The following is a 12,380-nucleotide window of genomic DNA, read 5'->3' as shown; positions in this document are numbered from 1 at the left end:
GGAAGACTACCAATCCGACCAAACCTTGCTCCAACGCATTGAATACGTCCTAAAACGAGTCGGAAAAAACTATACGATTAATTTTGCGTGACTGCTTAGATTAGTGGTGGCACGCGAGATGCTTCGGCTGCGCTCAGCATGACGTTCACACAACCGCATAACACGGCTTATTACCCGCCATCCCATGTCCGCAGCACTCGATTTTCTCCGCACCGTGAAGCCCTTCGACCGCTTGCCGGAAGACGTGCTGGCCGAAGTGGCCGCGGGCCTGCAAGAAGTCCATCACCCCCGCGAGAGCATCATTTACCACCAGGATACCACCAAGCTGCGCGGCCTGGACATTATCGTGGACGGCGAATACGAGACCTTTTTCTACGACAGCCAGCAGAACCGCCGCGTGGTGGAACACAGCCGCCGGGGCGAATGCTACGGCGGCATTTCGCTGCTGCTGAACAAGAAAAAGTCCCTGCGCACGGTACTGGCCCGGCGCGATACCCGCGTGTATTTCCTGCATCGCCGCGATTTTCTGGCCCTGTGCCAGGGCTACGAGAATTTCTTCAATTTCTTCACGGCGCGCTACGGGCAGCGGATGCTGAACGAGGAGTACGCCCACTTTGTGCGGCCCGCCACCAGCGCCGGCTCCAGCTACCTGGCGTCGGACCAGCTGTTTTCGCGCCGCCTCGAAACCATTGAAATGCGGCCCGTGGTGCTGTGCGCGGCCTACACGCCCATTCACGAAGTGGCCCGGCGCATGGCGGCGGCCCGCACCAGCTGCTACTTCATCACCAATGCCGACGAAAACGGCCACATCATTGGCTACGTCACCGACATCACGCTGCGCGACAAAGTGGTGGCCGGCCTGGCCGATGCCCGGCTGCCGGTCGAAACCATTGTGGATGCGCCGGTGGTGAGCATCAGCTCGCGGGCGTTTGTGTACGAAGCCATTCTGTTGATGTTCAGGACTAAAACCCGCTACCTGCTGGTGGAAACCGATGGCGAGTACGTGGGCATGCTGAGCCGCAACAAGCTGCTGACCGACGACCAGGCGCAGTCGCCGTTCATCTTCATCCAGTCGGTGAAGCAGGCCCAGGCCGTGCCGGAGCTGAAGCGCCGCTGGGAACAGGTGCCGGAAATGGTGTACCAGCTGCTGAACCGCGGCGTGAAGCCCGAAATCGTGAACCAGGTCATCACCACCGTCTCCGACACCATTGCCCTGCGGGTGATTGAGGACACGATAGGCGAGCTGGGCCCGCCGCCGGCCAAGTTCGTGTACATGGTGCTGGGCAGCGAGGGCCGCAAGGAGCAAACCCTGCTCACGGACCAGGACAACGCCATTATTTACGAAGACAAGGCCAACGAACAGCGCGAGCTGGTGCGCGCCTACTTCCTGCGCTTCGCCGAAATCGTGTCGGACCGCCTCCACGAAATCGGGTTCAGCTACTGCGAGGGCGGCTTCATGGCGAAGAACGGCAAGTGGACGCACTCGCTCTCGCACTGGAAGCGCAATTATGTGCAGTGGATGACCGAATCAAACCCCGAAACGGGCATGCAGTTCGCGGCCTCCTTCGACTGCCGCTACCTCTACGGCGACGCCACCATCATGGACGAGCTGCACGAATTCCTGGCCGTAGAGCTGCAAAAGCCCGTGGACCGGTTTTTCCACTACATGGCCGTGAACGCGCTACAGTACGAGCCGCCGCTCACGTTTTTCCGCAACATCCGCACCTTCGCCCACGGCACGCAGCAGGTCTTCAACCTCAAGAAAACCATGTCGCCCATCGTGGATTTGGTGCGCATGTACGCCCTCAAGTACCGCATTTTTGCCACCAACACCGGCGAGCGGCTGGAGGCCCTGAAAGCCTTGGGCGTGTTCACGGAGCGCGAGGCGCAGGAGCTGCTGCAGTCCTACTACTACCTCATGGGCGTTCGCCTGAAAAAGCAGGCCGCCCAGATTATCAGCGACCACGCGGCGCCCGATAACTACCTCGACCCCAGCACCCTGACGAAAGTGGAGCAGGTCACGCTAAAAGAAATATTCAAGGTAATTGCCGATTTTCAGCTCAAGATTAAAGTCGGCTTCACGAAGTCTTTGGGCTAAGGAGCGGGCGCCGGCTCAGCTCTCCGCACCGGGCATCGGCGCCGCGGGCGCGTTGGGCCGGACGGGTATCGGGCGGCGGTGCTCGTCCACGGCCACAAACGTGAACAGACCCGTGACGGCGAGCTGCCGGTCCTCGGAATACATCTGCTCGACGAACAATTCCACCCGCACCTGCAGGCTGGTGGTGCCCACCCGCACCACGTTGCCGATGAGCTCCACTAGGGTGCCGCCGGGGATGGGGTGCGTGAAGTCGACTTTGTCGGAGGACACGGTCACCATTTTCAGGCGGGCGTAGCGGGTGGCCGTGATGAAGGCCACCTCGTCCATCATGTGCAGCGTGGTGCCGCCAAACAGGGTGTCGTAGTGGTTGGTGGTGTTGGGAAATACGGCTTTGAAAATGCGCGTCTCGGCGCGGGCCAGTTGGGGGTCAGCAGGATTCATAAGGGAAGAGGAAGAGGAATTTCGTGCTCGAAAGCCAGAAAATGGGTGAGGAGTCCCGCCGCGTTGTGCACCGGCCGGATGCGCACGTGGCAGGCGTACGGCTGGCCGTTGCGGCGGTAGTTGAGCACGGTGCCCACAAACGGACGGGCCTGCTGCAATCGCTGCCGAATGGTGGCGCGGGTGCGTTCGGCCGTGCCGGCGCCTTGCAGGAGATTGGGGCGGCGGCCCAGCACGGCGGCGGCGGCGTAGCCGCTCATGGCCGTAAAGCGGGCATTGACCCAGCAAATCTGCTGCGCCGCATCGGTCAGAACGAGGGCTAGGCCGGGCCGCCGCAACTCGCGCCGCCAGCGTAGCGGTAGCTGCCAGTCGTGACGGGCCGCCAGCGCTTTCAGCGCCGCCCAGTCCCCGTCGGCGGGCGCTACGGCCAAGGGCAGGAACCCGGGCCCCATGGCCAGGGGAAACAGCGGCAGGCGGGGCGGCGGGCACACGGCGCCAAGTGGCGCATCGGCGGGCGGAAAGGGAGGGCGCATACTCAAGGAAGGAAGAAGGGTTGCAATGAGCCGCTGCGCTACGTGGGCTGCGGATTGGCCTCTTGGGCTGGTTGGACGGGCTGGCAGGAGCATGCGCGGGGCTCCCGCACTACCAGTCCGCCGGGCGCCAAGGCCGCGTCAATCAGGGCCAGCGAATACTGGCTTCATTGCGTGGGTGCGGGCTACTAATGCGCCGGGAGCTAAAGTTGTGCGGGAGCATAGTACTTGATGAAAGGATGAAAAAATCATTCTCACAACGGGCGCGTACTCCCACAAAGCAACGGTCAGGCCGGCAGAACCACGGATAGGCCAGGGTGTGGGCACACCCACCGGCCCGGCGTTTGCCCGGCCGGTTTTCACCAGCACCGCAATTTCATTGGCCAGACAGCTGCCCCTGTTCGCGAGGGCATGCGTCTCATGTCGTAGGCAGGCAAGTCTCCTGGCTTGTACCATTATAATCGGCCTTCTCGCCCAGTGGGCAATGGCTGGTGTCGTGATTATAACTTGTGGCGGTACTTACAGTTGCGCGACAGCCCGTGATTCACACACGGTTCCTTTTTAATCTCGGCATTACCCGGGAGCCTTCCTACGGCAATTGAAAATTGCAAAGAATCGGGAGCTAAGATAGCGCCGCCGCTCGACAAATTAAGCAAACCGCGCCAGCGTTCGGGCGGGCCGCGGTGCCGCTAGTGCTCCACTACGCCGCGCCGCATTTCCTGCCGGCGCATGGGCATTTTATCCACCGTGCCGAAGAGCGTGGCGGGGACAATGGGCCGGGTGCTTTTTAGTTTCACGCCGCCGTCTTTGCCGATGAGCACGGCGGCAAAGCCCTGGGGCAGCACGCCGGTTTTCTGCGCCAGAAACTGCTTGTCGGTGTCACTGAGGCGGGTATAAATTAGGTCGAGCACCAGAAAGTCCCGGGTTGCCAGTCCGCTCTGCTGGGCCGCCAATAGGGCTTTTTGGGCCTCGAAATCGGGGTGGTCGGGGGTGGGTGAGGCCAGCAGCAGCACCCTTTTTTGCCAGTGATGGCGGCGCAGCGTCTGTTCGAGGCTGCTGGGCTCGGACTGCCAAGCACCCAGCAGGGGCAGCAGGCCAAGCAGCAGGAAAACACGCGGTTTGATAAGGAAGTGTTGCATACAGAAATTCGGGCACCGGCAGGCATTCGAAAGGGGATGGCCACGCCACGGGTTGCGCCCTTCTGAACGACACAGCAGGCTAAAAACTGCTGTAATTTGCAACTTGTAAGCCCGCATTGTCTTTTTCCGTTCCCTATGTCCATTTGCCGTCTGACCATCTATTGCCTACTGACCACCGGCCTGCTGGCTGCGTGCAGTACCGCCAAGCCCCCGGTTAGCGCCACCGCTGCTATGATTACTCCCGTCTGGCAATCTGATGTTTACACGCTTTACCGCGACCGGGTGGTGCAGGGCAAGTACGAGGCCCGGGCCTTGTCGGCCACCGAGCTGGTTTCCAACTACCAGAGCCCCGAAAATTCTTTCGCGAGCCCGGAAGTGGAGTTTAAATTCAGCCTCAACGGCAAGGACAACGAGATGGTGGCGGGCCTGAACCACGTGCTGAAGGCCCTCCCGGCCGCGGCCGGCGCCCCCGTGGAGGTGCCGCTCATCACCTTCGGCCAGCGCTACGTGGACAGCCGGCCCGTGCCCGCCAACACCTACCTGGCCCCGAACACGCCGGTGAAAATTCAGCTGGACCTGCGCCCAGTACTGGCAGCGTTCAGGAAGCAGGGCTATTTCACCACGGTGAAGGGCGATAAACTCTATCAGCAGGACTTCAAGCACGTGTACGTGGCTGGCGGCACCGCCCCGCTGAGCTGGGATTTCGACAATCTGGTGACCCGGCCCGAGCTGGAGCTGAAGGACCCCAACGGCGACGGCATCTACGAGGTGACGCTGCTGCTCAACCAGCCCCAAGCTGCCAAAACCACCGCCGGCCAGTGGAAACAGAGCATTGACACCGCCGACCTGCCGCAGTACACCTCGGATTATCCGCTGGCCGATGCGCTCTATAACCTGGCCCTGGAGGAGGCCCGCCGCGCCGTGGAGCCGGACAGCACCTTTCGGACCGGCAAGGAGTGGGCCGGCGTCTGGACCCGCGACATCAGCTACAGCATCATCCTGGCGCAGGCCACCCTGCAGCCCAAAGTGGCTATGAACAGCCTGCTCCGGAAGGTGTCGGCCGATGGGCGCATCATTCAGGACACGGGCACGGGCGGGGCCTACCCGTGCTCGACGGACCGCGTTGTGTGGGCCACGGCGGCTTGGGAAATCTACAAGGCTACCGGCGACGAGGCCTGGCTGCGCAAGGTGTACCCCATCATCAAAAAGTCCATCGCCGACGACCGCCAGAACGCCTACGACCCCGCCACCGGCCTGGTGCGCGGCGAGTCGTCGTTTCTGGACTGGCGCGAGCAGACCTACCCGCGCTGGATGCAGCCCGTGGACATTTACCTCTCCCAAACCCTGGGCACCAACGCCGTGCACTACCAGGCCAACGTGGTGATGGCCCAAATGGCCGGCAAGCTGGGCGACCCCGGCGCGGCGGCCCGCTATAAGCGCCAGGCCCAGGCCCTGAAAGACGCCATGAACGAGCACCTCTGGCAGCCCGAAAAGGGCTACTACGGCCAGTACCTCTACGGCCGCACCGCTCTCACGCTCTCGCCCAAAGCCGAGGCCCTGGGCGAGGCGCTGAGCGTGCTCTTTGGGGTGGCCGAGGGCGAGCGGGCGCAGGAAGTTGTGGCCCGGACGCCTACCACGGCCTTTGGCATTCCCTGCATCTATCCGCAGATTTCGGGCATTCCGCCGTACCACAATAACGCCGTGTGGCCCTTTGTGCAAAGCTTTTGGGCCCTGGCCGCCGCCAAGGCCGGCAACGAGCAGGCGGTGACGGAGAGCATGGCGGCCATCTACCGGCCCGCCGCGCTGTTCCTCACCAACAAGGAGAATTACGTCGCTGAAAACGGCGACTTCGCCGGCACCCAAATCAACTCGAGCAACATGCTCTGGAGCCTGTCGGGCAGCCTGAGCTTAGTGTACAAGGTGTTGTTTGGCATGGACTGGCAGGCCGACCGGCTGGTGTTCCGGCCGTTTGTGCCGCAGGCGTTCCAGGGCCAGCGCCGCCTCAGTAATTTCAAGTACCGCCGGGCCGTGCTGGATATCTACATGCAGGGCTTCGGCAACGAAATCAGCAGCATCACCCTCGACGGCCAGCCCCTGGCGGGGGCGGCCATTCCGGGCACCCTCACCGGGCGCCACACGGTGAAAATTCTGCTCAGCAGCGTGGCGCCCCCGGCAGCTGCCGTGACCCGCGTGGCCAACGCGTTTGCGCCCGAAACGCCGGTTATTGCCGCGCCCGCCGCCGCCGCGGGCGTGCTGCAATGGGGCGCCGTGGCAGGTGCCACGCAATACCGGGTGCTGAAAAACGGCCAGTTTCTCAGCAAAACCACTGAGCTGCAGGTGCCGGTGCCTGCCGTGGCCCCCGGCTTTGTGACGTACCAGGTAGTGGCCGTGAACGCGGCGGGCCACGAGTCGTTCGCCAGCGAGCCGCTGGAATACGGCGCCGACGCGGCCGCTCGCCAGGTGCAGCTCGAAACCGTAGCTGCCAAAGGCACGCAGCCCTACAAAGGCTACTCCGGGCAGGGCTTCGTCGAAATCACGCCCGCCAAGAACCAGTCCCTCACCATTCCCGTCACTGTGCCCGAAACGGGCCTCTACGCCCTGGATTTCCGCTACGCCAACGGCAACGGCCCCCTGAACACCAACAACCGCTGCGCCATTCGCACCCTGCGCCGCGGCCCGGAGCTGCTGGGCACCGTGGTGCTGCCTCAGCGCGGCGTGGACGAATGGTCGAACTGGGGCTTCTCCAACGCCGTGCTCGTCCGCCTCGAAAAAGGCACCCACCCGCTCACGCTGGCCTACGAGCCCGCCAATGCGAACATGAACGGCGAAGTAAACCAAGCCATGCTCGACTACCTGCGGGTGAGGAAGATGGATTAGGTCCGTTGGCTGGCGCGCGTCTGCGACGCGTGCCTACTGGCGTCGAGCCTGCGGCTCGGGCGGGAAGTTTTTACAACCCGGTTTTGACTCGTTCACCAGCGAGCCACAGGCTCGACGCCAGTCGGCAACGCGTCGCAGACGCGCGCCAGCCAATAAACAACACTTACCTACTGAACTAGCGGCACCATATCGGGCAACTCTACGCTCTTGCCGAAAACGTCTTTCAGCGCCCGGCGGGCGGCGTGGTAGCCGCACATGCCGTGCACACCGCCGCCGGGTGGGGTAGAGGAGGAGCACAGGTACAGCCCCTTGGCCGAAGTCCGGTAGGGCGAGAGGCGCAGCACCGGCCGGGTAAACAGCTGCCCGATATCCAGCACGCCGCCGTTGATGTCGCCGCCGATGTAGTTGGGGTTGTAAGCCTGCATCTGGGCGGTATTGAGGGTGTGCCGGGCCAGGATGCGCTCCCGGAAGCCGGGCGCGTAGCGTTCCACCTGCTGCTCAATGGCGGCGGTCATGTCCCGGGTGGAGCCGTGCGGCACGTGGCAGTAGGCCCAGGCCGTGTGCTGGCCGGCGGGGGCGCGGGTGGTATCAAACAGGCTTTGCTGGGCCAGCAGCACGAAGGGCCGTTCGGGGTGCTGGCCGTCCCAGGTTTGCTGCTCGGCGGCGGCTATTTCCTCTAGTGTGTTGCCGAGGTGCACGGTGCCCGCCCGCCGGCAGTCGGGGTTGGTGAAAGGAATGGGCTTGGCCAGGGCCCAGTCTATCTTGAACACGCCCATGCCGTAGCGGTAGCGCCGAAGCTGCCACTGGTAGAGCCCCGACAGCTGCTGCCCCGCAATGGTGAGCAGCTGCCGGGGCGTCACGTCAAGGAGCACCGCGTGCGCGGAGGGCAGCTGCCGCAGAGACTTCACCTGAAACCCGGTTTCGACCTTACCGCCCAGCGCAATAAAATGCGCTGTGAGCGCCGTCGCAATGGCCTGCGAGCCGCCTTTGGGCAGCGGCCAGCCGCGCCGGTGGCCCAGGGCCAGCAGCACCAGCGCAATGGCCGAAGTCGTCACTTTAGTTAGGGGCAACTGCGCGTGGGCCGCCATGCCCGCCCACAGGGCGCGAGCCTCGGGCGTTTTTAGGTGAAGGTTGGCCAGCAACTGCGCGGGCAACAGTCCCTTCAGCCCGAACCGGGCCAGCGCCACCGGGTGCTGGGCCAGCCGCAGGGGCCCCAGGATGGCCGGCGCGAGTTTTTCCCAGTCGTTAACCACGGGCGCCAGCAAGTGCTGGTAGGCCGGCGCGTCGGCGCCCAGACGGGCGGCAGTGGCCTCCAGCGACTGCTCCAGCACGGCGGCCGTGCTGTTATCCAGCGGATGAGCCGCGGCAATGGGCGGGTAGATGAACTCCAGGCCATGAGCCGCCAGCGGCAGGGTTTTGAAAAACGGTGATTCCGCGGCTAGCGGGTGGATGGCGGAACCGACATCATGCCGGAAGCCGGGCAGCGTAAGCTCCGCCGTGCGTAGGCCGCCGCCCACGGTGTCTTTGCCTTCGAGCAGCAGCACCGACAGGCCGGCCTGCTGCAGGGTGATGGCCGCGGCCAGGCCGTTGGGGCCGGAGCCCACCACTACCGCATCAAAATCGCGCTTCGTCAAGCTGGGGGGTGTTTATCTGGTCCGAAAAATGGGTAGGAGCTTTTGCTGTTCGTTTACGTAAAGGAGTGGCGCAGGGCGGCGGCCTGGGGCCTGTGCATTATAAATAGCGCTGCCAGGCCCCACCCGAAGTGCAATTACCTGCGTTCTGCCCATGCCCGACCTGCTGCGCGATACCCTTTTTCCGGTGCTGGTATTTCTGCACACGGTGCTGCTGGGGGCGCCGGCGACCACGGCCGGGGCGGGTTTGGCCGCGCCCGCTACGCCGTGCACCGGGTGGGGCGGCTGCCGGTGGCGCTGCGCGAAAGCTCGGGCCTGGCGCGGGCCGACAGCCTCGGTGGCATGTGGGTTCACGGCGATGGCGGCACGCCCGCCCGCCTCACGCTCGTCACGCTGCCGGGCACCGTCCGGCGCGAGCTGGACCTGGTGCCCCTGCCCAATACCGATTGGGAAGACCTCGCCCAGGACCCGGTCGGGTATTTCTACATTGGCAACTTTGGCAACAACGCCAACCAGCGGCAGGACTTGGCCATTTACCGGCTGCGGCCGGGCGTGGTCCATCCTGTGGTCGATACCATTGCCTTTCGCTACCCCGACCAGCGGACTTTCCCGCCGCGCCGGGGCCGCCGCAACTTCGACTGCGAAGCGTTTTTCTGGCACGACGACACGCTGCACCTGTTCAGCAAAGACCGCAGCCGGCAGCAGTGGACCAAGCACTACACCCTGCCCGCCCGCCCCGGCCACCATGTAGCCGTGCTGCGCGACAGCCTCCGCCTGAACCGCCCCGTGACGGCCGCCGACATCAGCCCCGACGGGCGCACCGTGGCCCTGCTCAGCTACGGCGGCGTGTTTCTGTTTGCGCGCCAGCCCGGCCGGCGGCTTTTCGACAGCCCCAAGCAATTCCGGCCCCTGCCCACTACGGGCCAGGCCGAAGCGCTGGCTTTTCTCACTGATTCTACCTTCGTAATCAGTAATGAGAAGGGACGGCTGTACCGGGCCACGCCCCGCTGAGGGCTGCAGAAGCGGTTGTGCTGAAATGTGCTGACCAACCATCCTCGCCCGGAAGGCGCGACGCGGCGCCCAGCGCCAGGCTCCGCACATAGCCTGGGAAATTTCCCTCTGCGGTCGCACGGCCTTCGCGGAGCCGGAAGCCGCCGTGCGTAGCCTCGACGCCGACTGGCGCTTTATTTCTGGCAAGACCCTGACTGTCAGTAGAAAATTTGATATATTTATCCGATGAGGTTCGGCGCCAAGGTTGTGTTTTGCGCCTGCCGTGTCGTTGAGCTAGCGCCCGCAGTGGCCGTTTGGAGCGATGGATATCCGCCCGTTTAGCCAAACCTCCAGGCAATTCTCAGCGTTCTTGTTTTAATGTCAAGAACTATAATCGTATCCAATCGGCTTCCTACGAAAGTCCACCGCACGGCCGAAGGCCTGGATTTTCAGCCTAGTGAAGGCGGCCTGGCTACCGGCTTGGGCTCTATTTACCGCAGCGACAATAACGTGTGGGTAGGCTGGCCAGGCCTGTTCGTGGACGACCCCACCGAGCAGCACACCGTGACCGAACGCCTGCGCGCCAACAGCATGGCCCCGGTCTTTCTCACCGAAGACGAAATCCGGGATTACTACGAGGGATTTAGCAACTCCACGCTCTGGCCTACTTTCCACTATTTCACGCAGTTCGCCACCTACAACGACGAGCATTGGCAGGCCTACGTGGCGGTTAATGAGAAATTCTGTGCAGCCGTGCTGGCGCTGGCCGGCCCCGAAGACACCATCTGGGTGCAGGACTACCAGTTGCTGCTACTGCCCGAAATGCTGCGCCGGGCGCGGCCCCAGGCCACTATTGGCTTCTTTCTGCACATCCCGTTCCCATCCTACGAGCTGCTGCGGGTGCTGCCCTGGGGCGCCGACTTGGTGCGGGGCATGCTCGGGGCCGACCTCATCGGCTTTCATACCTACGGCTACATGCGGCACTTCCTCAGCGCGGTGTCGCGGATGCTGGGCCTGAGCATCCAAAACGGCCAAATTGAAACCCCCACGCGCACCGTGCTGGTCGACGCCTTCCCCATGGGCATCGACTACCAACGCTACGAGCTGGCCGCCGCCTCGCCGGTGGTGGAGGAACACCAGCGCGCCTACCGCGAGGCCCTGCGCGATGTGCGCGTGGTGCTGTCCATCGACCGGCTGGATTACACCAAAGGCATTGCCCAGCGCCTGCTGGCCTTTGAGCAGCTCCTGCTCCGCCACCCCGAATGGCGCGAGCAGGTGAGCCTGCTGATGGTGGTAGTGCCCTCCCGCGACCAGGTGGCCCACTACGCGGCCCTGAAAGAGGAAATCGATGAATTGGTGGGCCGCATCAACGCCCAGTATCGCACCATCAGCTGGAACCCCATCCAGTACTTCTACCGCTCCTTCCCGTTTGATGAGCTGGTGTCGCTCTACCGCCTGGCCGATGTGGCCCTGGTTACGCCCATTCGTGACGGCATGAACCTGGTGGCCAAGGAGTTTATTGCCAGCAAAACCCACCAGCGCGGGGTGCTTATCCTCAGCGAGCGGGCCGGGGCGGCCGTGGAGCTGTCCGACGCTCTGCTCATCAACCCCACCAACACCAACCAGCTGGTGGAAGCCTTGAACGAGGCGCTGCTAATGCCCGAAGACGAACAGATAACCCGTATGGCAAACATGCAGGACCTGGTGCGTCAGTATGACGTGTTTGCGTGGACGCGGCTATTTATGGACCGCCTGGCCCATAGCAAGGAAAAGCAGCACACCATGACCACTAACGAACTCGACGCCGAGGCCACCGACCAACTGCTGCGCGACTACGAGGCCGCAACGCGCCGCTTGCTGCTGCTGGACTACGACGGGACGCTGGTGGGCTTCCACAACAACCCCCAGCGCGCCCAGCCCGACCAGGAGCTGCTGGAGCTGCTCACGATGCTGGCCGCCAACCCGCAAAACCGAGTGGTCATCATCAGCGGGCGCGACCGGACTACGCTGCAGCGCTGGCTGGGCCACCTGCACCTCGACTTTATTGCCGAGCACGGCGTGTGGCTGCGCCAGGCCGGGCAGGAGTGGCACCTGTTTCAGGAGCTGCGCGCCGACTGGAAGCAGGACCTGCGGCCCATCCTGGAGCTGTACGTGCGCCGCACGGCCGGTTCGTTTATCGAGGAGAAGGACTATTCGCTTGTCTGGCACTTCCGGCGCGCCGATGCTGAGCTGGGTGCCATCCGGGCCCGCGACCTCATCACCCACCTCAACTTCATGACTTCCAATGCCGAGTTGCAGGTGCTGGAGGGCAATAAGGTTATCGAAATAAAGAACGCCGGCATTAACAAAGGCACGGCGGCGGCGCGCTGGCTGAGCATGGCGCAACCCGACTTTGTGCTGGCCCTGGGCGACGACCGGACCGACGAGGACACCTTTGCAGCGCTAGCGCCCGACGCGTACACCGTGAAGGTGGGTCGCGCGCCGCGCTCCCTGGCCCGCTACTCGGTGGACGATAGCGGCGAGGTGCGCAAGCTATTGCGCCGCCTCATCTAGGCCGCAAAATCCCATTGTTTAGAGATGTTCCCAAATAATGGACCTAACAAAAAAGAACGTCATGCTGAGCTTGCCGAAGCATCTCGCGTGCCACCACTAACTCAGTCTTTTGAATTAGTGGTGG

The 12,380-nt window shown here is 63.5% G+C and carries 8 protein-coding genes and 1 riboswitch; of the genes, 4 read left to right on the top strand and 4 right to left on the bottom strand.

Annotation, left to right across the window (positions count from 1 at the left end; all coding sequences use genetic code 11):
* Positions 1-184: 184 nt before the first annotated feature.
* Entirely contained in the window at positions 185-2,098 is a 1,914-nt protein-coding gene (locus tag BEN47_RS18165; RefSeq protein ID WP_070730476.1) for a DUF294 nucleotidyltransferase-like domain-containing protein, read from the top strand.
* Positions 2,099-2,113: 15 nt separating this feature from the next.
* On the opposite strand, the gene BEN47_RS18160 is transcribed toward BEN47_RS18165, so the two are convergent.
* From BEN47_RS18160 to BEN47_RS18150, 3 genes are all read right to left on the bottom strand, one after another.
* Positions 2,114-2,539 carry an acyl-CoA thioesterase gene (locus BEN47_RS18160; protein ID WP_070730474.1) on the bottom strand — a complete coding sequence of 142 codons (426 nt, stop codon included), beginning with the start codon at positions 2,537-2,539 and terminating at the stop codon, positions 2,114-2,116.
* Positions 2,536-3,069, bottom strand: a complete 534-nt coding sequence (locus BEN47_RS18155; protein WP_070730472.1) for a PAS domain-containing protein — start codon at positions 3,067-3,069, stop codon at positions 2,536-2,538. Before BEN47_RS18155 ends, BEN47_RS18160 begins: the two co-directional genes overlap by 4 nt.
* Before the next feature lie 412 nt (positions 3,070-3,481).
* Positions 3,482-3,670: riboswitch (cobalamin riboswitch) on the bottom strand.
* Between the two features lie 85 nt (positions 3,671-3,755).
* Positions 3,756-4,205, bottom strand: a complete 450-nt coding sequence (locus BEN47_RS18150) for a DUF4174 domain-containing protein (protein ID WP_070730470.1) — start codon at positions 4,203-4,205, stop codon at positions 3,756-3,758.
* Between the two features lie 135 nt (positions 4,206-4,340).
* On the opposite strand from BEN47_RS18150, the gene BEN47_RS18145 reads away from it, so the two are divergent.
* On the top strand, positions 4,341-7,082 hold the full coding sequence (locus BEN47_RS18145) for an alpha-L-rhamnosidase-related protein (protein ID WP_070730468.1): 2,742 nt from the start codon (positions 4,341-4,343) through the stop codon (positions 7,080-7,082).
* A 167-nt stretch (positions 7,083-7,249) separates the two neighbouring features.
* Here the strand turns inward: BEN47_RS18145 and BEN47_RS18140 are convergent, their stop codons facing one another.
* Positions 7,250-8,716, bottom strand: coding sequence for a phytoene desaturase family protein (locus BEN47_RS18140; RefSeq protein ID WP_070730466.1), 1,467 nt, complete (start codon positions 8,714-8,716; stop codon positions 7,250-7,252).
* A gap of 264 nt (positions 8,717-8,980) precedes the next feature.
* Here BEN47_RS18140 and BEN47_RS18135 point away from each other — a divergent pair, with 264 nt between their 5' ends.
* Both BEN47_RS18135 and BEN47_RS18130 read left to right on the top strand, forming a co-directional pair.
* Entirely contained in the window at positions 8,981-9,724 is a 744-nt protein-coding gene (locus BEN47_RS18135) for a hypothetical protein (RefSeq protein WP_070730464.1), read from the top strand.
* 357 nt (positions 9,725-10,081) lie between these two features.
* Positions 10,082-12,256 carry a bifunctional alpha,alpha-trehalose-phosphate synthase (UDP-forming)/trehalose-phosphatase gene (locus BEN47_RS18130; RefSeq protein WP_070730462.1) on the top strand — a complete coding sequence of 725 codons (2,175 nt, stop codon included), beginning with the start codon at positions 10,082-10,084 and terminating at the stop codon, positions 12,254-12,256.
* Positions 12,257-12,380: the final 124 nt, after the last annotated feature.

Origin of the sequence: Hymenobacter lapidarius (assembly GCF_001816145.1) — a bacterium.
In the GTDB taxonomy this organism is placed as follows: domain Bacteria; phylum Bacteroidota; class Bacteroidia; order Cytophagales; family Hymenobacteraceae; genus Hymenobacter; species Hymenobacter lapidarius.
Note: the sequence above shows the minus strand (reverse complement) of the source record. Positions and strands in the feature narration are given on the sequence as shown.